This window comes from Escherichia sp. MOD1-EC6475, assembly GCF_003046645.1.
Taxonomy (GTDB): Bacteria; Pseudomonadota; Gammaproteobacteria; order Enterobacterales; family Enterobacteriaceae; genus Escherichia; species Escherichia ruysiae.
The window spans coordinates 112135-137104 of record NZ_PZKQ01000043.1 but is presented as its reverse complement, the minus strand read 5'-3'; the positions used below and the strand labels follow the sequence as shown (position 1 = coordinate 137104).

The window sequence follows — 24970 nt, the reverse complement described above, 5'->3', positions numbered from 1 at the left end:
ACCTGATCTTAGAAAGCCAACTACTTACGATCAGATGGCGCAGACTATATCACTGAAGCCCTACGCTAACAAATAGCACGACTCTCTGTAGCCGGATTATCCTCAGCTTGCGAGACGCATCACCTCTTTTCTGGCGACCTCACGCGCGCAGGCATCGACAGACAACACATCGTCCACGCATTGTGGTTCGCGCATGTCCATATTTTCCAGAACGGATAAATTCAATGCGGCGATATCCGTAAAGCGGATTTGTTGCGCAAGAAACGCAGCAACGGTGATTTCGTTTGCGGCATTCAATGCGGTCGTCGCAGCCTGGCCTTGTTCGAAAGCATCCATCGCCAGTTTCAGGCATGGATAGCGATCATAATCCGGTGCGGCAAATGTCAACGCACTCAGTTTGCAAAAGTCGAGCGGCTTCACGCCAGAGTTCACGCGATTCGGCCATGCCATGGTGTGGGCAATTGGCGTACGCATATCGGGTTCTCCCAGTTGCGCCAGAACGCTGCCGTCCTGATAACGCACCATTGAGTGAATCACTGACTGCGGGTGAATCAGCACTTCCATCTGGCTGGCACTGGCGTTAAACAACCAGCGCGCTTCAATGTATTCCAGACCTTTGTTCATCATGGTAGCCGAATCGACAGAAATTTTACGTCCCATCGACCAGTTCGGATGACGGCAGGCTTGATCGGGCGTCATTGTTGCCAAATCGTGCAATGGCGTCTCACGGAAAGGGCCACCAGACCCGGTAAGCAAAATGGACACCACGCCATTTTGCTCAAGGTCAGCGTATCCCAGATTGTGCTGGATAGGTTGCGGTAAACTCTGAAAAATGGCGTTATGTTCGCTATCGACCGGTAATAACTGCGCTTTACTCTGCTTTACGGCGTCCATAAACAGACGTCCACAGGTGACCAGTGATTCTTTGTTGGCCAGCAGTATGGTTTTACCCGCGCGGATAGCGGCAAGCGTAGGTAACAGGCCTGCAGCACCGACAATCGCCGCCATCACCTGATCAACATCTTCAAGCGCCGCCATATCGCAAGCAGCCTGCTGACCGCTTAATACTTCGGTGCAACTACCATGTTGTTGTAGCGTCGATTTAAGAAGTTTCGCACTCGCTTCATCGTCCATTACGGCATAACGGGGAGAGAATTCCAGGCACTGTTCTACCATGCGAGTGACATTTTTGCCTGCCACCAGCGCAACTACGCGGAAGTGTTCGGGATTATGGCGCACCACGTCCAGCGTGCTGCAACCAATCGAGCCGGTCGAGCCCAGAATGGTGAGTTGCTTCATGAAACATCCAGAGTTGAGACAGAATAAAAAGCAAAACGCCGCCAGCCGATCCGCAAGGATCTACTGAGCGGCGTTTTTTGTCGTTCAAGAAATCAGAACTGCATCAGTTCTGCTTCTTTGTCTGCCAGCGCCGCTTCAATTTTCTTGATTGCAGCATCAGTCAGTTTCTGTACATCGTCCTGAGAACGGCGATCGTCGTCTTCGCTGATCTCTTTATCTTTCAACAGTGCTTTCACTTTATCGTTCGCATCACGACGCACGTTACGTACTGCAACACGCGCCTGTTCAGCTTCACCACGAACGATTTTAGTCAGATCTTTACGGCGTTCTTCCGTCAGCGGCGGCAGCGGAACACGGATGTCGCTACCTGCAGAGTTCGGGTTCAGGCCGAGATCGGACGCCATAATCGCTTTTTCAACGGCCGGAGACATTGAACGATCAAACACGTTGATTTTCAGAGTGCGGGAATCTTCTACCGTTACGCTTGCCAGCTGACGCAGCGGCGTCGGCGTGCCGTAATATTCCACGACAATGCCATCCAGCAGGCTGGGAGAAGCACGACCCGTGCGTATTTTGCTGATTTGGGTTTTGAACGCTTCGACGCATTTGTCCATGCGTACTTCAGCATCTTTTCTGATATCGCTAATCACGTTACGAATCCTTGAAAACTTGTCTCAGTCAGACCAGACAGTCACACACAGTGGAAGTGTGCTAAGTATAGCCCTGATTAAACATATTACGGGTAATCGTCTGGATTATTAGGCTATTTTATTTGCCATTTTGCCCCCGGGCAGTGCTCGCCATCCTCACGTACTTATGTACGCTCCGGTTGCTGCGCGCTGACCGTGACCAAACTGCCTGCAACAATAACGTCTTATAACCAGACTTACGCCCCCGCGATACTTATGCGGAATCTTACCCTTATTTATCCATCACGGGAATTATTCCGTGATTAAAGTCCCTTCTTTTTCACCCATTACCACACGGCGCAGCGCACCCGGTTTATTCATGTTGAAAACACGAATCGGTAATTTGTGGTCACGAGCCAGCGTGAAGGCCGCCAGGTCCATTACTTTCAGCTCTTTTTCCAGAACTTCACTGTAGGTCAGCTGCTCGTACATAGTTGCAGTTGGATCTTTCGCCGGGTCAGCGGTAAACACACCGTCAACTTTGGTTGCTTTCAGCACCACATCGGCTTCAATTTCGATACCACGCAGGCAAGCTGCGGAGTCAGTGGTAAAGAATGGATTACCAGTACCGGCGGAGAGGATCACCACACGGTTGTTGCGCAACAGACTGATAGCTTCTGCCCAGCTGTAGCTGTCGCATACGCCATTCAATGGAATAGCGGACATCAGACGAGCGTTCACATAGGCGCGGTGCAGTGCATCACGCATTGCCAGACCGTTCATTACGGTAGCCAGCATCCCCATGTGGTCGCCCACAACGCGGTTCATACCCGCTTTCGCCAGACCAGCGCCACGGAACAGGTTACCCCCACCAATCACCACACCAACCTGAATACCCAGTTCAACCAGTTCTTTGATTTCCTGAGCCATGCGATCCAGTATGCTTGCATCAATACCGAAGCCTTCAGTGCCCTGCAGAGCTTCGCCACTCAACTTAAGCAGAATGCGTTTATAGACGGGTTTTGCATTGGTAGCCATGTTTCTTTCCTGAGACTGTCAACGATTGAAATGAATTAATACTAGCGACATTGTACGTCGCTTTTCAGCGCAGCCCCATAAGGGTTAGCTGAATTTACAAGATGGGCGCAAAAAGAAGCCGCCCTCAGGCGGCTCCTTTTCGATAATTAAGACTGCTTGGACATCGCAGCAACTTCTGCTGCAAAGTCAGTCTCAACTTTCTCGATGCCTTCACCCACTTCGAAGCGGATGAAGCCAGTCACTTCAGCGTTATGCTCTTTCAGCAGCTGACCAACAGTTTTTGCCGGTTCCATTACGAACGGCTGACCGGTCAGAGAAACTTCGCCGGTGAATTTCTTCATGCGGCCTTCAACCATTTTCTCTGCGATTTCTTTCGGCTTACCAGACTGCATCGCGATATCCAGCTGTACCTGGTATTCTTTCTCTACCACTTCAGCAGATACGTCTTCCGGCTTGATGAATTCCGGCTTGCTTGCAGCAACGTGCATAGCGATGTGTTTAACCAGCTCTTCGTCAGCGCCTTTAGCAGCAACCAGAACGCCGATACGCGCACCGTGCTGATAAGAACCCAGAACGTCGCCTTCCAGCGCAGCAACGCGGCGAATGTTGATGTTTTCACCGATTTTCGCTACCAGCGCAACGCGTTCTTCTTCGAACTGTGCTTTCAGAACTTCAACGTCAGTGATTTTGCCAGCTACAGCTGCGTCCAGAACTTTGTCTGCGAACGCCTGGAAACCAGCGTCTTTTGCTACGAAGTCAGTCTGGCAGTTAACTTCCAGAATGATGCCGTAGTTGCCGTCGATTTTGGTTTTGATCACGCCGTCAGCAGCAACGTTGCCTGCTTTTTTCGCTGCTTTGATAGCACCGGACTTACGCATGTTTTCGATTGCCAGCTCGATGTCGCCGTTAGCTTCAGTCAGTGCTTTTTTGCAATCCATCATGCCTGCGCCAGTACGCTCACGCAGCTCTTTTACCAGGGATGCGGTAATTTCAGCCATTCTAAAATCCTCGGAGATGTGATCTGCCCGGCATTAAACCGCACAGATATAAAAGTGAAAAAGGGGGCCATATGCAGGCCCCCTAACCAAACGTGTACTACCTGGTCTATAAGGGCTCGTACGAGCGTGCCTTATTACTCAGCTTCTACGAAGCTTTCTTCCGCCTGAGAAGCCAGATCCTGAGAACGGCCTTCACGTACGGTTGCAGCAACAGCGCCCAGGTACAGGGTCACAGCACGGATTGCGTCGTCGTTACCCGGGATAACGAAGTCAACACCGTCCGGATCAGAGTTGGTATCAACGATAGCAAATACCGGAATACCCAGGTTGTTTGCTTCTTTGATAGCAATGTGTTCGTGGTCAGCATCGATTACAAACAGAGCGTCCGGCAGACCGCCCATGTCTTTGATACCGCCCAGGCTGTTTTCCAGTTTCTCCAGCTCACGAGTGCGCATCAGCGCTTCTTTCTTGGTCAGCTTGTCGAAAGTACCGTCCTGAGACTGAGTTTCCAGGTCTTTCAGACGTTTGATGGACTGACGAACGGTTTTCCAGTTAGTCAGCATACCGCCCAGCCAGCGATGGTTCACGAAGAACTGGTCGCAGCTCAGAGCAGCGTCTTTCACCGCTTCGCTTGCAGCGCGTTTAGTACCAACGAAAAGGATTTTACCTTTGCGAGAAGCAATCTTGTTCAGTTCAGCCAGAGCTTCGTTGAACATCGGTACAGTTTTCTCAAGGTTGATGATGTGAACTTTGTTACGCGCACCGAAGATGAACGGCTTCATTTTCGGGTTCCAGTAACGGGTCTGGTGACCAAAGTGAACACCAGCCTTGAGCATGTCGCGCATGGAAACAGTTGCCATGATTAAAACCTCTATATAAAAGTTGGGGTTATGCCTCCACGTATCCCATATTACCGACCCCAAAGGGCACCCCGGAATATGTGCCGATACGTGTGTGTTGTTACACAAAGTGAGATTGTCGCTTCCGTCCAGTCTGTGTATACGAAATGGATCGGAAGTCCGGCGCGCTTTATACCACAAATACGCCGTGGACTCCAATAATTGTTGGCGCTGTGTACAGCATCAGACGCTGAATTTTCTATTATAGAAAACCCTCGGTGGCACGTTTCGCGAAGTTCAGAATGATTCTCAATTTGACAGGGTGTGATACCATTGACAGCACTTACATATATATTGTCGGTATCACCGACGCTGATGGACAGAATTAATGGCTATCTCAATCAAGACCCCTGAAGATATCGAAAAAATGCGCGTCGCTGGCCGCCTGGCTGCCGAAGTGCTGGAAATGATCGAACCCTATGTTAAACCGGGCGTCAGCACCGGCGAGCTGGATCGCATCTGTAATGATTACATTGTGAATGAACAACACGCGGTTTCTGCCTGCCTCGGCTATCACGGTTATCCGAAATCCGTTTGCATCTCTATTAATGAAGTGGTGTGCCACGGTATCCCGGACGACGCCAAGCTGCTGAAAGACGGCGATATCGTTAACATTGACGTCACCGTAATTAAAGACGGTTTCCACGGCGACACCTCGAAAATGTTTATCGTCGGTAAGCCAACCATCATGGGCGAACGCCTGTGCCGCATCACGCAAGAGAGCCTGTACCTGGCGCTGCGTATGGTAAAACCAGGCATCAATCTGCGCGAAATCGGCGCGGCGATTCAGAAATTTGTCGAAGCAGAAGGCTTCTCCGTCGTTCGTGAATATTGCGGTCACGGTATTGGTCGCGGCTTCCATGAAGAACCGCAGGTGCTGCACTATGACTCTCCTGAAACCAATGTCGTGCTGAAACCGGGGATGACGTTCACCATCGAGCCAATGGTCAACGCGGGTAAAAAAGAGATCCGCACCATGAAAGATGGCTGGACGGTAAAAACCAAAGATCGCAGCTTGTCTGCACAATACGAGCATACTATTGTGGTGACTGATAACGGCTGCGAAATTCTGACGCTACGCAAGGATGACACCATCCCGGCGATAATCTCGCACGACGAATAAAATAAAGCTGGCTTCAGACTGATGACAAGGCCTAAAAAAGAGCCCGGACAGTCCCCTCGCCCCTTCAGGGGAGAGGGTTAGGGTGAGGGGAACAGACCAGTTCTGGTGCGAATAATCACCCTCACCCCGACCCTCTCCCTAAAAGGGCGAGGGGGAAAACGTGCCCATTTTGGCTATTAAGCCAGTTTGTCAGTCATCTGAAGCCGGCGAATGCCGGCTTTTTTAATGCGATAATTTAATCCTATGGGTGGCGCACAATGAATACCCTTCCAGAACAGTACGCAAATACCGCTCTCCCCACCCTGCCCGGTCAACCGCAAAATCCATGCGTCTGGCCCCGTGACGAATTAACCGTCTCTGGGATAAAAGCCCATATTGATACCTTCCAGCGTTGGCTGGGCGATGCCTTTGATAGCGGGATCTCCGCAGAACAATTGATTGAAGCCCGTACCGAGTTTATCGACCAACTCCTGCAACGGTTATGGATTGAAGCCGGTTTCAGCCAGATTGCCGACCTGGCGCTGGTCGCTGTCGGTGGCTATGGTCGTGGCGAGCTGCATCCGCTTTCAGACGTCGATTTACTGATCTTAAGCCGTAAGAAACTCCCGGACGACCAGGCACAAAAAGTAGGCGAGCTGTTAACGCTGCTCTGGGATGTGAAACTGGAAGTTGGTCATAGCGTACGTACGCTTGAAGAATGCATCCTGGAAGGGTTATCGGATTTAACCGTCGCCACCAATTTAATTGAATCACGCCTGTTGATTGGCGATGTGGCGCTATTTCTCGAACTGCAAAAACACATTTTCAGCGAAGGATTCTGGCCTTCCGACAAGTTCTACGCGGCGAAAGTTGAAGAACAGAACCAGCGCCATCAGCGTTACCACGGAACCAGCTACAACCTTGAGCCAGACATCAAAAGCAGCCCCGGTGGCTTACGTGATATACACACTTTACAGTGGGTGGCCCGCCGCCATTTTGGCGCAACATCGCTGGATGAAATGGTCGGGTTTGGCTTCTTAACCTCAGCGGAACGAGCAGAATTAAACGAGTGCCTGCATATTTTGTGGCGTATTCGCTTTGCCCTGCATCTGGTCGTCAGCCGTTACGATAACCGCCTGTTGTTTGATCGCCAGCTTAGCGTCGCCCAGCGTCTGAATTACAGTGGTGAAGGTAACGAACCGGTCGAGCGGATGATGAAGGATTATTTCCGCGTCACGCGCCGCGTCAGCGAACTCAACCAGATGCTGCTACAACTGTTTGATGAAGCCATCCTCGCCCTGCCCGCCGATGAAAAGCCGCGTCCGATTGACGATGAGTTTCAGCTACGCGGTACGCTTATCGACCTGCGCGATGAAACGCTGTTTATGCGTCAACCGGAAGCGATATTACGCATGTTCTATACGATGGTGCGTAATAGCGCGATCACCGGCATTTACTCCACCACGCTGCGCCAGTTACGTCACGCCCGCCGTCATCTGCAACAACCACTGTGCAACATTCCTGAAGCGCGAAAGCTATTTTTGAGCATTCTGCGTCACCCCGGCGCAATGCGTCGCGGGTTACTGCCGATGCATCGCCATAGCGTGCTGGGCGCCTATATGCCCCAATGGTCGCATATCGTTGGGCAGATGCAGTTTGACCTGTTCCACGCTTACACAGTGGATGAACATACCATTCGCGTGATGTTGAAACTGGAGAGTTTTGCCAGTGAAGAAACGCGCCAGCGCCATCCGTTGTGTGTGGACGTCTGGCCGCGCCTGCCGTCACCGGAGCTGATTTTCATCGCCGCACTGTTTCACGATATCGCCAAAGGGCGCGGCGGCGATCACTCCATACTCGGCGCACAAGACGTGGTGCATTTTGCCGAACTCCACGGTCTGAACTCACGCGAAACGCAACTGGTCGCCTGGCTGGTTCGCCAGCACTTGCTGATGTCGGTCACCGCCCAGCGCCGCGATATTCAGGATCCGGAAGTCATCAAACAATTCGCCGAAGAAGTACAAACGGAAAATCGACTGCGTTTTCTGGTCTGTCTGACGGTAGCCGATATTTGCGCCACCAACGAAACGCTGTGGAATAGCTGGAAGCAAAGTCTGTTGCGCGAACTCTATTTTGCCACCGAAAAACAGCTACGACGCGGAATGCAAAACACGCCAGATATGCGCGAACGGGTTCGCCATCACCAGCTTCAGGCGCTGGCGCTGCTGCGTATGGACAATATCGACGAAGAGGCGCTACACCAGATCTGGTCTCGCTGTCGCGCTAACTATTTTGTCCGCCATAGCCCAAATCAACTGGCCTGGCACGCTCGCCATTTATTACAACATGATTTAAGCAAGCCGCTGGTATTACTTAGCCCACAGGCTACGCGCGGCGGTACGGAGATATTTATCTGGAGCCCTGACCGTCCATATCTCTTTGCTGCCGTGTGTGCCGAATTAGACCGCCGCAATTTAAGCGTTCATGACGCGCAAATTTTCACGACCCGCGACGGTATGGCGATGGATACCTTCATTGTGCTGGAGCCGGATGGCAGCCCGCTATCCGCAGATCGCCATGAGGTTATTCGCTTTGGTCTGGAACAGGTGCTGACACAAAGCACCTGGCAACCGCCACAGCCGCGTCGTCAACCCGCCAAATTACGTCACTTTACTGTTGAAACCGAAGTGACGTTTTTGCCGACCCATACCGACCGAAAATCATTCCTCGAACTGATCGCCCTCGACCAACCAGGACTGCTGGCACGGGTGGGGAAAATTTTTGCCGATCTGGGAATTTCGCTTCATGGCGCCCGAATTACAACCATTGGTGAGCGAGTAGAAGATTTATTCATAATCGCCACCGCCGACCGACGTGCACTTAATAATGAGTTGCAGCAGGAAGTGCATCAGCGGTTGACAGAGGCCCTCAATCCAAACGATAAAGGGTGATGTGTTTACTGATATGAAAAGAGTTTAACAATGCAGCAGTTACAGAACATTATTGAAACCGCTTTTGAACGCCGTGCCGAAATCACGCCAGCTAATGCAGACACCGTTACCCGCGAAGCGGTAAATCAGGTGATCTCGCTGCTGGACTCCGGCGCGCTGCGTGTTGCGGAAAAAATTGACGGTCAGTGGGTGACGCATCAGTGGTTGAAAAAAGCGGTGCTGCTCTCTTTCCGTATTAATGATAATCAGGTGATCGAAGGGGCAGAAAGCCGCTACTTCGATAAAGTGCCGATGAAATTCGCCAACTACGACGAAGCACGTTTCCAGAAAGAAGGCTTCCGTGTTGTACCACCAGCGGCGGTACGTCAGGGTGCGTTTATTGCCCGTAACACCGTGCTGATGCCGTCTTACGTCAACATTGGCGCATATGTTGATGAAGGTACGATGGTTGATACCTGGGCCACCGTCGGTTCCTGTGCGCAGATTGGTAAAAACGTCCACCTGTCTGGTGGTGTAGGCATTGGTGGTGTGCTGGAGCCGCTGCAGGCTAACCCGACCATCATTGAAGATAACTGCTTCATCGGCGCGCGCTCTGAAGTGGTTGAAGGCGTAATTGTCGAAGAAGGCTCCGTCATTTCCATGGGCGTATATATCGGTCAGAGCACCCGTATTTACGACCGTGAAACCGGCGAAATCCACTACGGCCGCGTTCCGGCAGGTTCTGTGGTTGTTTCTGGCAACCTGCCGTCGAAAGATGGCAAATACAGCCTCTACTGTGCGGTTATCGTTAAGAAAGTTGACGCGAAAACTCGCGGCAAAGTCGGCATTAACGAACTGCTGCGTACCATCGATTAAGAGTACGTACACGGGCAGCATGATGCTGCCCAGTTTTTTTGCAGGGATGGATGATGATCACACGCAGGCGTTTTTTACAGGCTACCGCCGCAACGTTAGCGGTGAGTTCAGGTTTCGGTTATATGCATTACCTGGAACCCAGCTGGCTTGAATTAACCCATCACCGCCTCGCCTTTTTTAAAGACAAAGCTCCTCCATTCAAAATTCTTTTTCTGGCAGATCTCCATTACTCTCGTTTTGTTCCTTTAAACCTGATTTCTGACGCTATTGCCCTTGGCGTAGCGCAAAAGCCTGATTTGATTTTGCTGGGCGGCGATTATGTCTTATTTGATATGCCGCTGAATTTTTCGGCGTTCAGTGACGTACTCTCTCCCCTTGCCAAATGTGCGCCGACATTTGCCTGTTTTGGCAACCACGATCGCCCCGTCGGCACACAAAAGAATCGCTTAATTGGCGATGCGCTGAAATCGGCGGGCATCACGGTGTTGTTTAACCAGGCAACGGTGATCGCCACGCCGAACAGACAATTTGAACTGGTAAGCACCGGTGATTTATGGGCCGGGCAATGCAAACCACCTCCTGCCAGCGAAGCAAATCTGCCTCGTCTGGTGCTGGCACATAATCCCGACAGCAAAGAAGTCATGCGTGATGAACCCTGGGATCTGATGCTGTGCGGCCATACTCATGGCGGGCAACTGCGCGTACCGTTGGTTGGTGAACCTTTTGCCCCTGTCGAAGATAAACGTTACGTCGCCGGATTAAATGCCTTTGGCGAACGACACATCTACACAACCCGTGGCGTGGGCAGTTTGTATGGTTTGCGTCTGAACTGCCGCCCGGAAGTAACGATGCTGGAACTGGTGTAGACGTGAATTTTATCGCCACAATAAAGCAGGTAATTTTTTGATTTTTACGCCATGATAGAAGTCTGGAAGAAAAAGGCTTTCTGCGATCACAGTCGAGCCGGGCGGGCCAGGCCAAATGCTAAAATAAGCACAATTTACTGACTCATTTTGAGGTAACGCTATGTACGACAATCTGAAAAGTCTGGGTATTACCAATCCTGAAGAAATTGATCGTTACAGCCTCCGGCAGGAAGCCAACAACGATATTCTGAAAATCTATTTTCAGAAAGACAAAGGTGAGTTTTTCGCCAAGAGCGTGAAGTTTAAATATCCGCGTCAGCGCAAAACGGTGGTCGCCGATGGTGTGGGTCAGGGTTATAAAGAAGTGCAGGAAATCAGCCCAAATCTTCGTTATATCATTGATGAGCTTGATCAAATCTGCCAGCGTGACCGTAGCGAAGTTGACCTTAAGCGTAAGATCCTCGATGACTTGCGTCACCTGGAGTCAGTGGTAACCAATAAGATCAGTGAGATTGAAGCGGATCTGGAAAAGCTGACACGCAAATAATAGTAACTGATGTCATTCTGCGAGCCGGGTAAAGTATCACCCGGCTTTAATTTTGTTATGAACCTACCGCTCTTCATCCAGTTGCAGCGCCACATACAGCAGCAACCTGTCATCAAAATTGCCCAAATCCAGCCCGGTTAATTCAGAGATGCGATTAAGTCGATACTCCAGCGTATTTCGATGGATAAACAGCGCCTTTGACGTTGCCAGCGGTTGCACATTATGGCGAAACCACGCTGCCAGCGTTCGCCGCAGCAAGCCGTTAGTGTCCATCGCTTTCAATCGCGCCAGCGGTCGCGCCAGTTCGTTGGCCTGCCAGTCGCCGCGCAAACTATCAAGTAAGACTGGCAGCATCAAATCCTGATAAAAATAGCAGCGATTTTCGGGCATTCGCTGTTTACCAACCACCATCGTTGTTTTCGCCGTGCGGTAAGAGCGAGCAATACTGCCAGGTCCGGTAAAATAATTACCCAACGAAACGCGAAATCGCAGCTGACCGTACTCTTTCATACGAGTAATGAGCTGCTCAACTCGCTTACAATGTTCTTCTGCATCCCAGCGCCCAAACGGATTCAACGCCGGTTTCAACACCACCATTTCGGTCAGCGAGACAATCGCCACCAGATTATTACGCTCGGGTGTAATCAGCGCGTTTTGCAATTGCTGTAACTCCGCCATTGCGCTATCTACGCCAAGCTGACCGCTGTCGACCTCGACAATAGCCACCACTCGCGGTTGATTGAGGTCGATCCCCAGCCGTTGCGCCCATTCAGTGAGTGCGGGTGTATTCTCCTCGGCCTGAATCAGGTTCATCACCAGTTCTTCCCGCAAACGGCTATCCTGCGCCAGCAGGTGCATCAACCGCGACTGTTCCAGCATCATTTCAGCCGTCATACAGACCAGTTCGCCATATTTGCGCAGATTCTCTGGTTCACCAGTCAGGCCAATTACGCCGACAATCTCACCTTCCAGCCGTAACGGTAGATTAATCCCCTGCCGCACACCGTGCAGATGACGTGCTACCGCGTCATCGATATCGACTACTCGTCCCTGCGAAAGTACCAGCAACGCACCTTCGTGCAATTCACCAATACGTTCACGATCGCCGCTGCCAATAATGCGCCCGCGAGCATCCATTACATTGATATTGGTATCGATAATGCGCATGGTGCGCGCCACAATGTCCTGCGCCATTTTGGTATCAAGATGCCAGCCAGCCATAAGCCCTCCGTTGTGCACGGTTTAGCATAAGGAAGTGAGGGAAGCGCGGCATTGTGCAAATGCCCAAAGGAACGAAGATATATATGGAGTTGTGGGGTAGTTCACAGATTGCATGAAGACCCCCTTCCCTGGACGGGAAGGGGTTAAGGGAGATTACTGCATTAACAGGTAGATGGTGCTGTCGCCGCGCTGAATGTTCAGTGCCAGCACGGACGGTTTACTGTCGAGAACTTTACGCAGTTCAGCGATGTTTTTCACTGCCTGCTGGTTCGCGCCAATAATCACATCACCTTTTTTCAGGCCAATCTGTGCAGCCGGGGTGCCCGTTTTCACGTTGTTCACGACGACGCCCTGATCTTTGCCTTTGTTGCTCATCTCAGCGCCTTCAATGCCGTTGAAGATGGAGCTGGAATCAACCTGATTCTGGCTGCTCTGCTGCAGTTCCAGGTTCACGTTAACCTGCTTACCGTCGCGCAGTAAGCCCAGAGTCAGTTTGCTGCCCACTGGCATAGTGCCAACCTGAGCTCGCAGCGCGGCAAAGCTGCTGATTGGCTTACCGTTCAGGGAGGTGATCACATCACCTGCTTTAATACCAGCTTTCGCGGCAGAAGAATTCGGCAGAACCTGACTTACGAATGCACCGCGCTGGGCGTCAACTTTCATCGCTTTCGCCAGTTCGGAGTTCAGTTCGGTTCCCATAATACCCAGCTCACCGCGTTTCACCTGGCCGTATTCCACCATCTGCGAGGTCAGGTTTTTCACCATGTTGCTCGGGATAGCAAAACCGATACCGATGTTGCCGCCGTCCGGTGCGAGGATCGCGGTGTTGATACCGATCAGTTCGCCGTTCAGGTTAACCAGCGCACCACCGGAGTTACCACGGTTGATCGCCGCATCGGTCTGGATGAAGTTTTCGTAGTTTTCGGCATTCAGGCCGCTACGCCCCAACGCAGAGACGATACCGGAAGTTACCGTCTCGCCCAGACCAAACGGGTTACCGATAGCGACGGTGTAATCCCCCACGCGCAACGCGTCGGAATCCGCCATCTTAATTGCAGTCAGGTTTTTCGGGTTCTGGATTTGGATCAGCGCGATATCAGAACGCGGATCTTTGCCGACCATTTTCGCGTCGAACTTACGACCATCACTTAACTGAACTTTAATGACTGTCGCGTTATCGACAACGTGGTTGTTGGTGACGACATAGCCTTTATCGGCATCAATAATAACGCCAGACCCCAGCGCCATAAATTTTTGTTGCTGGCCGCCGCCGTTACCGCCCTGCCCGCCCTGGCAGAACGGAGAGCTCTGGAACGGAGAACCGTCCTGGCAGAACGGAGAATCATCACCGAAGAACTGCTGGAAATTACGCGGCATACGCGGCGTATTAACGGTTGTGCTACCTTCTACGTTAATGCTGACCACTGAAGGCATCACCTTTTCGAGCATCGGTGCAAGGCTTGGCATCTGCTGGGCTGTCGTTGCTGAAGAAGTCTCAGCCGCCGTTGCAGAGAGCGGAGATAACGCCAAACCTAAACTCAGAGCCAGTGCACTCAGTGCTAATGTGGTTTTTTTCATGTATTTCAGTCTCGATTAACAGATAACGCAAAATTGCTGTGTTCTTCAGATTCGTTTTATAGCGCGAAGTTCCGAACTAAAGTTTCTGCAAAAAGTAAAAATTTATTGTCCGTCTTTACAAAAGCCTGGTTATTGTTCTACCGCCATCAGCCGCCGATATTCATCCCACGCATAAAGGTCCGTCATGCCACTGATATAATCCTGTAACAGCCGACAACGATAATAATATTCCCATAACGGGAACTCAGGAGAATCTGACGATAATTTACTGACAGCCTCGACATAGGCCAGCCGATGGCGCGTTGAGAGCTTATGGAATAAGCGTGATTCAATGGGGAAACGTTTTACTCGCTCTTTTTCTACCAGTTCAGTAAAGTCTGATAATGACATGCTTAATAAAGGACGATAAATCTCTAATAACCCGCTAATCACCCGATACCCCTGCAACTCAAGCTGCTCGACATCTGGATGGCTAAACACATGTTTTACGGCGACATTTTTATATAACTTCAAAAGTTCACTACATTCACTGGCATCTTCTAACAGGGCATGATTAAACGTTCCGGCAAAAATCGTCGGCAAATTATCAATAAATCGTTGTGCCGCATAGGGCACCAGCTTATTGAGGGTGTTCACCCGTAAATACATAAAAAACTGATCTTCCGTACTGCGGCTTAAACTATTTGAGCGCGATTTTTCCCAAGCATTTTCTACCACTTGTGCAAACAGAGAACCTTTCTCATGCTGACCCCACGCATCATGCAAATGATGATAAAGCTGCTCAACGGTAAATATTCTTTTCTCTACCGCATCTTCAAGATCAGCCACACAATAAGAGATATCGTCAGCTGCTTCCATAATCCACGTTAATGGAAAACGACTGTAAAGCGCCAAATAAAGTTCTTTACGCAAACGGGCAATATAGGCTTCTTCAGAAAGATAATAGCCCGGTTTTTTCATTAAATAGTGGTGAGTCTCAGGCGTTTCACCACGCCACCACGCCGGACGAGTATATTTTAAAATACCGCCAACCTGCGCCCAGGTGAGATTCATCCGCATCAATGTATGCACCAGACGAATACCTTGTGCATTACCTTCAAAATGACATAAGTCCTGACGAATTTTGCGCCGCAGCTCGTTAAGTTGTTCCTCCCCTTCCCGCAATCGCAACGCTGTCACGCTACAGCGATCGTCGGTCAGCGGCTGACTTTCGGCATCCGCTGGGTACAAACGCTGGCGAAACCAGTCATTTATAGCCGCTTCGCCAAAATGACCAAACGGTGGATTACCGATATCGTGCATCAGGCATGACATCTCGACAATGCTTTCAAACGGCCCGGTCAGTTCATCCAGGCCGTACTCCTCCAGCAATTTAAGTTCTTTCAGACGACTTAAAATCTCTTTGGCGATATAGCGCCCCACCTGCTGAACTTCCATTGAATGGGTAAGACGCGTGCGTACAGCAGCATTGCGCTCAAGTGGAAAAACCTGGGTCTTTTGTTGCAGACGACGAATCGCCGGAGAGTTAATAATACGTCCGCGATCGCTTTCGAAGATCCGCAAGATCTCATGTTCGGTTTTAACACCCTGCGGTGAACGATAACGACGATGCCAGTTTATTTTTTTTCGGAAATCAATCTGTGCCATGTCCTCTCCCGCGTGAGAAATACGCTTCCCCGTAAGCGCATGATAAACTATGCCCTCAAATCGGGCTTATCGCGAGTAAATCTATGAAAATCGGCATCATTGGTGCAATGGAAGAAGAAGTTACGCTGCTGCGTGACAAAATCGAAAACCGTCAAACTCTCCGTCTGGGTGGCTGTGAAATCTACACAGGTCAACTGAACGGAACCGAGGTTGCCCTTCTGAAATCGGGCATCGGTAAAGTCGCTGCGGCGCTGGGTGCGACTCTGCTGCTGGAACACTGCAAACCAGATGTGATTATTAACACCGGTTCTGCAGGGGGCCTGGCGCCAACGCTGAAAGTGGGCGATATCGTTGTCTCTGACGAAGCACGCTATCACGACGCGGATGTCACGGCATTTGGTTATGAATATGGTCAGTTACCTGGCTGCCCGGCAGGCTTCAAAGCTGATGATAAACTGATCGCTGCCGCCGAGTCCTGCATTGCCGAACTGAATCTTAACGCTGTACGTGGTCTGATTGTCAGCGGCGACGCGTTCATCAACGGCTCTGTTGGCCTGGCGAAAATCCGCCACAACTTCCCGCAGGCCATTGCGGTAGAGATGGAAGCGACAGCTATCGCTCATGTTTGCCACAATTTTAACGTACCGTTTGTGGTGGTACGCGCCATCTCCGACGTGGCTGATCAACAGTCTCATCTCAGCTTCGACGAATTTCTGGCCGTTGCAGCCAAACAGTCCAGCCTGATGGTTGAATCACTGGTGCAGAAACTGGCTCATGGCTAAGTCACTGTTCAGGGCGCTGGTCGCCCTGTCTTTTCTCGCGCCGCTGTGGCTCAACGCCGCGCCGCGCGTTATCACACTTTCTCCTGCCAACACTGAACTTGCCTTTGCCGCCGGGATCACGCCGGTAGGGGTCAGCAGTTATTCCGACTACCCGCCAGAAGCACAGAAGATTGAGCAGGTTTCCACCTGGCAAGGGATGAATCTGGAACGCATCGTGGCGCTGAAACCCGATTTGGTGGTTGCCTGGCGCGGAGGCAATGCCGAGCGGCAGGTTGACCAGCTTGCTTCGCTGGGAATAAAAGTCATGTGGGTCGATGCGACAAGCATTGAACAAATTGCCGATGCGTTACGTCAACTGGCTCCCTGGAGTCCGCAACCTGACAAGGCCGGAAAAGCCGCGCAAACCTTACTGGAACAGTATGCGCAACTGAAAGCGCAATATGCTGATAAACCGAAAAAACGTGTTTTCTTACAATTCGGCATTAATCCGCCATTCACCAGCGGAAAAGAGTCGATTCAGAACCAGATACTGGAAGTTTGCGGCGGAGAAAACATCTTTAAAGACAGTCGAGTTCCCTGGCCGCAGGTTAGCCGTGAACAAGTATTAGCACGCGCGCCGCAGGCCATTGTCATCACTGGCGGAGCGGATAAAATTCCTAAAATAAAGCAATACTGGGGCGAACAACTCAAAATTCCCGTTATTCCTCTCACAAGTGACTGGTTTGAACGCGCAAGCCCACGTATTATCCTCGCTGCACAACAACTCTGTAATGCGCTTTCACAAGTGGATTAGCGCCTGACCTTTCAGGTGCTCAGTGGGGATTGAAAAATGCTCGTCTATTGGCTGGATATAGTCGGTACAGCGGTATTTGCCATCTCCGGCGTTTTGCTGGCCGGAAAATTGCGTATGGACCCTTTTGGCGTCCTGGTTCTGGGCGTGGTTACCGCAGTAGGTGGCGGGACAATTCGCGACATGGCGCTGGATCACGGTCCGGTATTTTGGGTGAAAGATCCCACCGATCTGGTTGTCGCGATGGTGACCAGTATGCTGACTATCGTTCTGGTACGCCAGCCAAGGCGCTTACCCAAATGGATGCTGCCGGTACTGGATGCTGTTGGTCTGGCTGTGTTCGTTGGCATTGGCGTCAACAAAGCCTTTAATGCGGAAGCCGGCCCGTTAATCGCGGTTTGTATGGGTGTGATCACCGGCGTTGGCGGCGGGATCATCCGCGATGTGCTGGCGCGCGAAATCCCCATGATATTACGCACAGAAATCTACGCAACGGCCTGTATTATCGGCGGTATTGTCCACGCGACAGCTCATTACACCTTCTCCGTACCGCTGGAAACAGCCAGTATGATGGGAATGGTTGTAACGCTATTAATTCGGCTGGCGGCTATTCGGTGGCATCTGAAATTGCCGACTTTTGCGCTGGATGAGAATGGGCGTTGAAGAGAGAAGATGTGCCGGATAGTTTATCCGGCACATTAACAGCAGATTAGATGCTGAAGGAAGAACCGCAACCGCAGGTGCTTTTCGCATTCGGGTTGGTTACGATGAAGCGTGAACCTTCCAGACCTTCGGTATAATCAACGGAACCGCCGACCAGATATTGCAGGCTCATCGGGTCAACCACCAGGCCAACGCCCTGTTTTTCGATGGTCATATCGCCTTCGTTCACCTGATCATCAAAGGTGAAACCATACTGGAAGCCGCTGCAACCGCCACCGGTGATATACACGCGTAATTTCAGATTCGGGTTATCTTCGTCAGCGATCAGGCTTTTAACTTTGTTGGCTGCTGCGTCGGTAAACTCCAGCGGCAGTGCTACGTCATCACTCATATTTTGCTCCAAACGACATCGGCAATTGGGCAAATTCTAACCCAATAATAACTGCCATTATCTAATACCCTGGTATTTCATTCAAGTATTCTCGCTGGCAGCCACGGCCTTGCTTCGCGCCAGCTGCTCCGCTTCCTGTTTTGCCAGCGTGCGGGCAAGAATCGCCGAGTATAACGGTTTCCCACCAGTAAATTGTGCTAATAGTGTTGCGCCAAGACCGGTAATAATCATTGGCAAAATGAGCTGATAGTTATCTGTCATCTCAAGCACCAGGATGATCCCGGTCAACGGCGCACGAACAGAGGCTGCCAGTAACGCCCCCATTCCAGCAATAGCAAATGTCCCTGCTTCAAGGTGGTATTGCGGAAATATCTCCGTGGCAGCCATGCCAAATGCCGTTCCCAAAACCGTACCGAGCGCCAGCATCGGAGCGAAAATACCGCCCGGCGCACCGGAAGAGAAGCAGAGCAGCGTAGTGATCACCCGAGCGACAAAAATAAAAATCAGCATTCCCATGCTGAAATTCCCCGCTGTGGCGATAGGAATCAGGTTAAAACCGCCGCCCGAAGTTTCTGGCGCAACGAACCCCAGCAAACCGCACAGGCCGCCAATCGCACCGCCCATCAGCACCCATTTAGTGATATTGCCGCCGTGCACACGGTGCAGTAAATCCTGCATCCCCAGCACCCATTTATTAAAAATAGGGCCGAAAATACCAAAAATAATACCGAGGATCAGATAAAGCCACAGCGTATTGAGCGGCGCGTCAGAAAGTTTACCGACGTCAATTAACGCGACTTCGTGATTAAATATCCGGTACATAATGGTCGACATAATGACGCCAATAAATACCGCCTTAATCGAAATCAGCGTATAGCGAAATTGCGGACGCATCTCTTCGATAATAAATAGAATACCCGCCAGCGGCGCGTTAAAGGCCGCCGCCAGACCCGCCGCAGCACCGGTTGCCAGCAACGTGTGGCGAGCTTCATCACCTTTCATGCGGAAAATATCAAGCACCATACGGCCAATGTTACCGCCGATTTGCACGGTTGGTCCTTCACGCCCCAGAACCATACCACCACCGAGTGTCCCCAACCCGCCAAAGAATTTCACCGGCAATACACGCCACCAGCGAACGGGACGTTGATCTTCCAGCGCCCCTTCAATTTCCGGAATCCCCGAACCACCTGCTTCTGGCGCGTATTTACGCACCAGAAAGTAGCCGAACATTGCCAGCACCGCCGAACAAAGAAAAGCGACGGTTAACAGAAGTGGGTAATTATCAGCGGTATGTACCAGCGCGCCCATACGTTGGTTTTGCAACCAGGCGACGCCTTTGTCAAAAGCAACTGCCGCCAGCCCGACAAGGGTGCCGACGACCGCCGCCATAAACAAAATGGCTAATGGCGTTTTGTCGCGCTCAAGAAGTTGGCGAATCAGTTGTCTGCGTCGCAGACGCGCGGCCTGCGGTATTTCATAAGAAGGAGTTTCGGTTTTCATCCAATGATCACATATTGGTCATACAAATAAGATGACGGCATTTTACTCGCTCGTTCCATGAAAATCCTTTGCAAAGCGTAATGTTTCAAATACTCAAAACTTTTATACTCTTAGGAATCCAGGTTGCAGCAGTATAAGCAACCTGATGTTTGACGAGTATTTAACTTGTTATGAATAACATAGAATAGCAGCCATTCACTTTTTCTACGAATCAGGAACCCTCCATGAGTAAGTCTGAAAACCTTTACAGCGCAGCGCGCGAGCTGATCCCTGGCGGTGTGAACTCTCCTGTTCGCGCCTTTACCGGCGTGGGCGGCACTCCACTGTTTATCGAAAAAGCGGACGGTGCTTATCTGTACGACGTTGATGGCAAAGCCTATATCGATTATGTCGGTTCCTGGGGGCCGATGGTGCTGGGTCATAATCATCCGGCGATCCGCAATGCAGTGATTGAAGCCGCTGAACGTGGTCTGAGCTTTGGCGCGCCGACCGAAATGGAAGTAAAAATGGCGGAGCTGGTGACCGAACTCGTGCCGACGATGGATATGGTGCGCATGGTGAACTCCGGCACCGAAGCAACGATGAGCGCCATCCGCCTGGCGCGTGGTTTTACCGGTCGCGACAAAATCATTAAATTCGAAGGTTGTTACCACGGTCACGCTGACTGCCTGCTGGTGAAAGCTGGTTCTGGCGCGCTCACGTTAGGTCAGCCAAACTCTCCGGGCGTTCCGGCAGATTTCGCCAAACATACCTTAACCTGTACCTATAACGATCTGGCGTCTGTACGCGCCGCGTTTGAACAGTATCCGCAAGAGATTGCCTGCATTATCGTCGAGCCAGTGGCAGGCAACATGAACTGTGTTCCTCCGCTGCCAGAGTTCCTGCCGGGTCTGCGCGCGCTGTGTGACGAGTTTGGCGCGTTGCTGATCATCGATGAAGTTATGACCGGTTTCCGCGTGGCGCTGGCAGGCGCACAGGATTATTACGGCGTGGTGCCGGATCTCACCTGCCTGGGCAAAATCATCGGCGGCGGGATGCCAGTAGGCGCATTCGGCGGTCGTCGTGATGTAATGGATGCACTGGCTCCGACCGGCCCGGTCTATCAGGCAGGTACGCTTTCCGGTAACCCAATTGCGATGGCAGCAGGTTTCGCCTGTCTGAATGAAGTCGCGCAGCCGGGCATTCACGAAACGCTGAATGAGTTAACCACGCGTTTGGCAGAAGGTCTGCTGGAAGCGGCAGAAGAAGCGGGAATTCCGCTGGTCGTTAACCATGTTGGCGGCATGTTCGGTATTTTCTTTACCGACGCCGAGTCCGTGACGTGCTACCAGGACGTGATGGCCTGTGACGTGGAACGCTTTAAGCGTTTCTTCCATATGATGCTGGATGAAGGTGTATATCTGGCACCGTCAGCGTTTGAAGCGGGCTTTATGTCTGTGGCGCACAGCATGGAAGATATCAACAACACCATCGATGCTGCGCGTCGGGTGTTTGCGAAATTGTGATGATTTTGCCTCGCCCACCGGGCGAGGCATTCAATTAACGGCTCTGCTTTCTCAACAAATAGATAAAGTACGGCGCGCCAATAAACGTCGATAGCAGCCCCGCTGGGATCTGGAACGGAAACAGCACCATCCGCCCACACCAGTCAGCGAATACCAGCAATAAACCTCCCACCAACGCCGAAATCACAATGTGCGGCATCGTCCGTCGAAAGCCCATCATCCGCGCGATATGCGGTGCCATCAGACCAACAAAACTCAACGGTCCAATAGTCATCGTCGCGGTCGCTGTCAGACAGGCCGCCAGCATCAGCAACGCAATTCGCGTCGGCGTCAGCGCCATTCCCACAGCTCGTGCGGTATCACCACCCAGCGGTAAAATGGTCAGCCAGCGGCGGCACAGCGGAGTAATCGCCAGCAAAATCACCATCACAATTCCGGTGCGCCAGACCTGTGCATCGGTCGCGTTGTAGGTCGAACCGGAAATCCAGGTCAGCACTTGCGCCATTCGCGGGTCACCACTCGCCTGCAACATCATCAAAAGCATGGTGAACGCGGTGCTTAACGCCATCCCCGCAAGCAACATCCGGTGTGGGGAAAAACCTCCGCGACCGGCAGCGATCATAATGATTAACAAGGTCACCGCCGCGCCGAGACTTCCCGCAGGCAACAGCCAGCCAAAGGCGTTGCCCGGCACCAGAAACAGCATCAACACGACGCCAAACGCCGCACCGGAACTAATCCCCAGCACTTCCGGGCTTGCCATCGGGTTTCCGGTCAGCCGCTGAATAATGCAGCCCGCCACCGCCAGCATGACGCCCGCAAACAGCGCCGCCATAATTCGCGGCCAGCGCCAGGGCATTAAATCATCAAGCAGCGCCCCGCTCGCCCACGTCCAGCCGTGCGCATCACGGCCAAACGACAGCGCCACCACCACAGCAATCAGCAGCAGCACGCCGCCCGCGAGGGCAAACGCCAGCACATGTTGGCGTTCAGTCGCGACACGATCGTTAACCTTCATATCCGGCGCGCTAATGCTGCGTAAACGCGGCAGCAGCCACAGTAGCAGCGGCGCACCTATCAACGCAGTCACCGATCCGGTGGAAACTTCCATCCACACACGAGTCAGCCAGAGGATGATTTGATCGGAAAGCCAGAGAATTAACGCACCAATCAGCGACGCCAGCAGCAGTCGTGGCAGCAAACGCCGCGCCCCCAGCATTTTCGCCAGCAGTGGTGCGAACAACCCGATAAAGCCGATAATCCCTACCGCATTCACCAGCAGAGCACTGATGACAATCGCCAGCGACAGCGCCGCCAGACGCGCGAGCGACAAGGCCAGCCCGAGATTGCGCGCCACGCCATCATCAAGCCCCATCAGGGTTAACGGACGCAATAGCAGTAACGTCAGCATCACGCCGCCCAGCAACTGCGGCCATAAACGTTCAACGCCGCCCCAGTCGGTTTGCGTCAGCGTTCCGGTGCTCCACAGGAACATGCTTTGCAACTGGTCGTGATGGAAGATAACCAGTAACTGGTTGATGGCTCCACAATAAAGGCTCACCACCAGCCCCGCGAGGATCAGCGTTACCGGCGAAAGCCGTTTCCCCCACGCGACGCCAAAGACAATTAAGCCAACGACACAAGCCCCTGCCAACGCGGCAAACTGGCTCGCCATCGCGCCGGGGATCGCCCAGAGCGTGGTGACGGTAATTCCCAGTTGCGCGCCCGTTGCGACGCCCAGCGTGGTCGGTTCTGCCAAAGGGTTACGCAACACTTGCTGAAACAGCACGCCCACCAGCCCCAGACCTGCGCCAACCAACAGCGAAATAGCCAGACGCGGCAGCAAGCTGTAGTGAAAAATCATCTGTTCAATGACATCGATATCCGGCGACCAGGCAGCCTGCGCCCACTGACTACGCGGCAGCGCCTGCGAGAAGTTCATCCAGGTCAACGCCGCTGCGGCAATCACCAGCAGCGCCAGCAATAACGCAGGGAAAAGCGCAATACGTTTACTCACGCTTTACCTCCAATGGCGTTATCCAGAATCCGCACAAAGTGCATTGCCGAAAGTGTCGCACCATAGAACCAGACTGCGGGTACGCGCTGAAAGCGTCCGGCACGGACAAACGGCATTGCCTGCCACAGCGGGGTTGCCATTAACGCGTCCATCTCTTTGCTGTTGTCGTGATCAAAACAGAGCACATCAACGTCTTTGTACGCTGCCAGACGATCGATACTGACGGCGGTACTGCCCCAGAAGTTGGTTTCACCCTGCCAGGCATTTGGAATGCCGTATTCATCGAGAATTTCCTGGAACAGGCTGTTTGGACCGAAGACCAACATATGGCGCGGATCAATCAATGTTGTCAGCAATAATGGACGCGCTCCTCGCTTCACAAAGCGGGGTTTCATGCTGCGGATAAAATCTTCATATTGCGCTAAATGCTTTTCCGCTGCGCTTTGCAGGTTAAGCAAATCGGCCATTTCCGTCAGTGATTTACGCGCCATCTCCAGCGGCTGTTTGCCGTCGCTGAAGTTAAATCCGCGTCCCGGCGCAATACGAGCTAACATTTCTGGTGAAGGGCCATATCCCGCCGACCAGACCATAAACGACGGTTTCATTTCGGTCAGCAGTTCGAGGTTAGGTTCTGTACGCAAACCAACGTCAATCACCGACTCCGGCAATGGCGGCTCGCTGACCCACAGTCGATAGTTGATAGTATCCGCCACGCCGTAAGGTACGATGCCGAGCGCCAGTAGTAACTCCACCGGCAACCACTCCAGTGCCACAATACGATTTGGATCAATAGCCGCCGCGCGGGCGGTATTCATCTGCCATAACAACGGAGAAAGCGCCATCGCCGTTAACAGTCGGCGGCGCGAAATAAGAGGTAAGCCGCTCATTAATAAACAAAACTCACAGGTGCTGCACCCGCCGGATGCGGCAAAATCCCCATCGGGATGCCATAAATCATTTCGAGGGTTTCGCCGCGCATAATTTCCGCAGGCGTTCCCTGAGCAATCATTTCACCGCCGCGCAGGGCGACCAGATAATCACAGTAGCGTGCCGCCATATTGATATCGTGCAGCACGGCAATGACCGTCAGACCACGTTCCTGACTTAAACGATGCACCAGCGCCAGTACGTCAACCTGGTGGGCGATATCCAGCGCCGAGGTCGGTTCGTCCAGCAACAGACAGCGGCTATCCTGCGCCACCAGCATGGCGATCCACGCCCGCTGACGTTCGCCGCCAGAGAGACTATCGACCAGACGATGCGCCAGCGGTTTTAAACCAACCAGCGAGATAGCTTCCTCGACCTTTTCGCGATCTGCCGCACCAAAGCGCCCCAGCGCGCCATGCCACGGGTAACGACCAATCGCCACCAGTTCACGCACGGTCATCCCTTCTGCCGGAGGAAGCTGCTGCGGCAAATAAGCCACTTTGCGGGCGAACGCTTTGCTGCTCCAGCTTTCCAGCGGCTGGGCATCAAGAAGAATCTCACCTTCCGACGGTGGCTGATGACGGCCAAGCATTTTGAGCAGAGTGGATTTACCAGAACCGTTGTGACCAATCAGACCAGTCACTTTCCCCGCAGGAAAGGTTAACGACAGCGGATGCAAAAGCGTGCGCCCGGGCACACGAAAGGAGATATTACGCAGTGCAAAAGTGGTATCGGAATGATTCGTGTATTCCTGCATAACAG

The 24970-nt window shown here is 52.2% G+C and carries 24 protein-coding genes; 9 read left to right on the top strand and 15 right to left on the bottom strand.

The genetic code is table 11. The features are described 5' to 3' along the window. Positions 1-102 precede the first annotated feature (102 nt). From ispC to rpsB, 5 genes are all read right to left on the bottom strand, one after another. Positions 103-1299: a 1-deoxy-D-xylulose-5-phosphate reductoisomerase gene (gene ispC / locus A7589_RS14585; protein ID WP_105282598.1), complete on the bottom strand. Its 1197-nt coding sequence runs from the start codon at positions 1297-1299 to the stop codon at positions 103-105. A gap of 92 nt (positions 1300-1391) precedes the next feature. Beyond that, entirely contained in the window at positions 1392-1949 is a 558-nt protein-coding gene (frr, locus tag A7589_RS14580) for a ribosome recycling factor (RefSeq protein WP_000622418.1), read from the bottom strand. A 291-nt stretch (positions 1950-2240) separates the two neighbouring features. Beyond that, complete coding sequence (gene pyrH / locus A7589_RS14575) at positions 2241-2966, bottom strand: UMP kinase (RefSeq protein WP_000224573.1); 726 nt, start codon at positions 2964-2966, stop codon at positions 2241-2243. 146 nt (positions 2967-3112) lie between these two features. Further along, positions 3113-3964, bottom strand: coding sequence for a translation elongation factor Ts (gene tsf, locus A7589_RS14570; protein WP_000818112.1), 852 nt, complete (start codon positions 3962-3964; stop codon positions 3113-3115). A 134-nt stretch (positions 3965-4098) separates the two neighbouring features. Further along, on the bottom strand, positions 4099-4824 hold the full coding sequence (gene rpsB / locus A7589_RS14565; RefSeq protein ID WP_000246882.1) for a 30S ribosomal protein S2: 726 nt from the start codon (positions 4822-4824) through the stop codon (positions 4099-4101). 367 nt (positions 4825-5191) lie between these two features. Here rpsB and map point away from each other — a divergent pair, with 367 nt between their 5' ends. The 5 genes from map to A7589_RS14535 all read left to right on the top strand — a co-directional run bounded on the left by map (position 5192) and on the right by A7589_RS14535 (position 11184). Further along, positions 5192-5986: a type I methionyl aminopeptidase gene (map, locus tag A7589_RS14555; protein WP_001018190.1), complete on the top strand. Its 795-nt coding sequence runs from the start codon at positions 5192-5194 to the stop codon at positions 5984-5986. A 257-nt stretch (positions 5987-6243) separates the two neighbouring features. Next, positions 6244-8916 carry a bifunctional uridylyltransferase/uridylyl-removing protein GlnD gene (gene glnD / locus A7589_RS14550; RefSeq protein ID WP_001094593.1) on the top strand — a complete coding sequence of 891 codons (2673 nt, stop codon included), beginning with the start codon at positions 6244-6246 and terminating at the stop codon, positions 8914-8916. Positions 8917-8946: 30 nt separating this feature from the next. Next, positions 8947-9771, top strand: coding sequence for a 2,3,4,5-tetrahydropyridine-2,6-dicarboxylate N-succinyltransferase (dapD, locus tag A7589_RS14545; RefSeq protein ID WP_001186663.1), 825 nt, complete (start codon positions 8947-8949; stop codon positions 9769-9771). Positions 9772-9824: 53 nt separating this feature from the next. Continuing rightward, the gene (gene yaeI / locus A7589_RS14540; protein WP_000633015.1) at positions 9825-10637 is read left to right on the top strand and encodes a phosphodiesterase YaeI; all 813 of its coding nucleotides are present in this window, start codon (positions 9825-9827) and stop codon (positions 10635-10637) included. Positions 10638-10797: 160 nt separating this feature from the next. Next, positions 10798-11184, top strand: a complete 387-nt coding sequence (locus tag A7589_RS14535) for a DUF3461 family protein (RefSeq protein WP_000272188.1) — start codon at positions 10798-10800, stop codon at positions 11182-11184. Positions 11185-11247: 63 nt separating this feature from the next. On the opposite strand, the gene cdaR is transcribed toward A7589_RS14535, so the two are convergent. The 3 genes from cdaR to dgt form a co-directional block, all read right to left on the bottom strand. Further along, positions 11248-12405: a DNA-binding transcriptional regulator CdaR gene (gene cdaR / locus A7589_RS14530; RefSeq protein WP_000929428.1), complete on the bottom strand. Its 1158-nt coding sequence runs from the start codon at positions 12403-12405 to the stop codon at positions 11248-11250. 153 nt (positions 12406-12558) lie between these two features. After that, on the bottom strand, positions 12559-13983 hold the full coding sequence (gene degP / locus A7589_RS14525) for a serine endoprotease DegP (RefSeq protein WP_000753934.1): 1425 nt from the start codon (positions 13981-13983) through the stop codon (positions 12559-12561). A gap of 129 nt (positions 13984-14112) precedes the next feature. Then, the gene (dgt, locus tag A7589_RS14515) at positions 14113-15630 is read right to left on the bottom strand and encodes a dGTPase (RefSeq protein ID WP_000057106.1); all 1518 of its coding nucleotides are present in this window, start codon (positions 15628-15630) and stop codon (positions 14113-14115) included. 83 nt (positions 15631-15713) lie between these two features. Here dgt and mtnN point away from each other — a divergent pair, with 83 nt between their 5' ends. From mtnN to A7589_RS14500, 3 genes are read left to right on the top strand one after another with little or no spacing between them, the layout of a single operon-like run. Next, on the top strand, positions 15714-16412 hold the full coding sequence (mtnN, locus tag A7589_RS14510) for a 5'-methylthioadenosine/S-adenosylhomocysteine nucleosidase (RefSeq protein WP_000689855.1): 699 nt from the start codon (positions 15714-15716) through the stop codon (positions 16410-16412). Next, positions 16405-17205, top strand: a complete 801-nt coding sequence (gene btuF / locus A7589_RS14505) for a vitamin B12 ABC transporter substrate-binding protein BtuF (RefSeq protein ID WP_010355224.1) — start codon at positions 16405-16407, stop codon at positions 17203-17205. Before mtnN ends, btuF begins: the two co-directional genes overlap by 8 nt. A 36-nt stretch (positions 17206-17241) precedes the next feature. Further along, the gene (locus tag A7589_RS14500; protein ID WP_000964220.1) at positions 17242-17865 is read left to right on the top strand and encodes a TRIC cation channel family protein; all 624 of its coding nucleotides are present in this window, start codon (positions 17242-17244) and stop codon (positions 17863-17865) included. Positions 17866-17911: 46 nt separating this feature from the next. Here A7589_RS14500 and erpA read toward each other — a convergent pair whose 3' ends face one another. The 4 genes from erpA to A7589_RS23315 are packed head-to-tail and all read right to left on the bottom strand — an operon-like array spanning position 17912 to position 19818. Next, positions 17912-18256, bottom strand: a complete 345-nt coding sequence (gene erpA / locus A7589_RS14495; protein WP_001295564.1) for an iron-sulfur cluster insertion protein ErpA — start codon at positions 18254-18256, stop codon at positions 17912-17914. Then, complete coding sequence (gene yadW / locus A7589_RS22850) at positions 18249-18314, bottom strand: small protein YadW (protein WP_122998795.1); 66 nt, start codon at positions 18312-18314, stop codon at positions 18249-18251. Before yadW ends, erpA begins: the two co-directional genes overlap by 8 nt. Before the next feature lie 23 nt (positions 18315-18337). Continuing rightward, positions 18338-19759 (bottom strand): H(+)/Cl(-) exchange transporter ClcA, encoded by a 1422-nt coding sequence (gene clcA, locus A7589_RS14490; protein WP_000846360.1) that lies wholly within the window; start codon positions 19757-19759, stop codon positions 18338-18340. Continuing rightward, a complete protein-coding gene (locus A7589_RS23315; protein ID WP_212741837.1) occupies positions 19756-19818 on the bottom strand; it encodes a hypothetical protein in 63 nt (20 codons plus the stop codon). Before A7589_RS23315 ends, clcA begins: the two co-directional genes overlap by 4 nt. A 165-nt stretch (positions 19819-19983) precedes the next feature. On the opposite strand from A7589_RS23315, the gene hemL reads away from it, so the two are divergent. After that, entirely contained in the window at positions 19984-21264 is a 1281-nt protein-coding gene (gene hemL / locus A7589_RS14485) for a glutamate-1-semialdehyde 2,1-aminomutase (RefSeq protein ID WP_000045244.1), read from the top strand. 34 nt (positions 21265-21298) lie between these two features. On the opposite strand, the gene fhuB is transcribed toward hemL, so the two are convergent. The 3 genes from fhuB to fhuC are packed head-to-tail and all read right to left on the bottom strand — an operon-like array spanning position 21299 to position 24965. Then, complete coding sequence (gene fhuB / locus A7589_RS14480) at positions 21299-23281, bottom strand: Fe(3+)-hydroxamate ABC transporter permease FhuB (protein WP_000044015.1); 1983 nt, start codon at positions 23279-23281, stop codon at positions 21299-21301. Then, positions 23278-24168 (bottom strand): Fe(3+)-hydroxamate ABC transporter substrate-binding protein FhuD, encoded by an 891-nt coding sequence (fhuD, locus tag A7589_RS14475; protein ID WP_000016002.1) that lies wholly within the window; start codon positions 24166-24168, stop codon positions 23278-23280. Before fhuD ends, fhuB begins: the two co-directional genes overlap by 4 nt. Beyond that, the gene (fhuC, locus tag A7589_RS14470) at positions 24168-24965 is read right to left on the bottom strand and encodes a Fe3+-hydroxamate ABC transporter ATP-binding protein FhuC (protein WP_001158929.1); all 798 of its coding nucleotides are present in this window, start codon (positions 24963-24965) and stop codon (positions 24168-24170) included. Before fhuC ends, fhuD begins: the two co-directional genes overlap by 1 nt. Positions 24966-24970: the final 5 nt, after the last annotated feature.

What these genes read in the sequence shown, in the direction of transcription:
- A7589_RS14535 (WP_000272188.1), top strand. Translation starts at nt 10,798, where the DNA reads ATGTACGACAATCTGAAAAGTCTGGGTATTACCAATCCTGAAGAAATT.
- tsf (WP_000818112.1), bottom strand. Translation starts at nt 3,964, where the DNA reads ATGGCTGAAATTACCGCATCCCTGGTAAAAGAGCTGCGTGAGCGTACT.
- glnD (WP_001094593.1), top strand. Translation starts at nt 6,244, where the DNA reads ATGAATACCCTTCCAGAACAGTACGCAAATACCGCTCTCCCCACCCTG.
- A7589_RS14500 (WP_000964220.1), top strand. Translation starts at nt 17,242, where the DNA reads ATGCTCGTCTATTGGCTGGATATAGTCGGTACAGCGGTATTTGCCATC.
- clcA (WP_000846360.1), bottom strand. Translation starts at nt 19,759, where the DNA reads ATGAAAACCGAAACTCCTTCTTATGAAATACCGCAGGCCGCGCGTCTG.
- dapD (WP_001186663.1), top strand. Translation starts at nt 8,947, where the DNA reads ATGCAGCAGTTACAGAACATTATTGAAACCGCTTTTGAACGCCGTGCC.
- dgt (WP_000057106.1), bottom strand. Translation starts at nt 15,630, where the DNA reads ATGGCACAGATTGATTTCCGAAAAAAAATAAACTGGCATCGTCGTTAT.
- ispC (WP_105282598.1), bottom strand. Translation starts at nt 1,299, where the DNA reads ATGAAGCAACTCACCATTCTGGGCTCGACCGGCTCGATTGGTTGCAGC.
- map (WP_001018190.1), top strand. Translation starts at nt 5,192, where the DNA reads ATGGCTATCTCAATCAAGACCCCTGAAGATATCGAAAAAATGCGCGTC.
- hemL (WP_000045244.1), top strand. Translation starts at nt 19,984, where the DNA reads ATGAGTAAGTCTGAAAACCTTTACAGCGCAGCGCGCGAGCTGATCCCT.
- yaeI (WP_000633015.1), top strand. Translation starts at nt 9,825, where the DNA reads ATGATCACACGCAGGCGTTTTTTACAGGCTACCGCCGCAACGTTAGCG.
- cdaR (WP_000929428.1), bottom strand. Translation starts at nt 12,405, where the DNA reads ATGGCTGGCTGGCATCTTGATACCAAAATGGCGCAGGACATTGTGGCG.
- fhuD (WP_000016002.1), bottom strand. Translation starts at nt 24,168, where the DNA reads ATGAGCGGCTTACCTCTTATTTCGCGCCGCCGACTGTTAACGGCGATG.
- rpsB (WP_000246882.1), bottom strand. Translation starts at nt 4,824, where the DNA reads ATGGCAACTGTTTCCATGCGCGACATGCTCAAGGCTGGTGTTCACTTT.
- mtnN (WP_000689855.1), top strand. Translation starts at nt 15,714, where the DNA reads ATGAAAATCGGCATCATTGGTGCAATGGAAGAAGAAGTTACGCTGCTG.
- fhuC (WP_001158929.1), bottom strand. Translation starts at nt 24,965, where the DNA reads ATGCAGGAATACACGAATCATTCCGATACCACTTTTGCACTGCGTAAT.
- btuF (WP_010355224.1), top strand. Translation starts at nt 16,405, where the DNA reads ATGGCTAAGTCACTGTTCAGGGCGCTGGTCGCCCTGTCTTTTCTCGCG.
- pyrH (WP_000224573.1), bottom strand. Translation starts at nt 2,966, where the DNA reads ATGGCTACCAATGCAAAACCCGTCTATAAACGCATTCTGCTTAAGTTG.
- degP (WP_000753934.1), bottom strand. Translation starts at nt 13,983, where the DNA reads ATGAAAAAAACCACATTAGCACTGAGTGCACTGGCTCTGAGTTTAGGT.
- erpA (WP_001295564.1), bottom strand. Translation starts at nt 18,256, where the DNA reads ATGAGTGATGACGTAGCACTGCCGCTGGAGTTTACCGACGCAGCAGCC.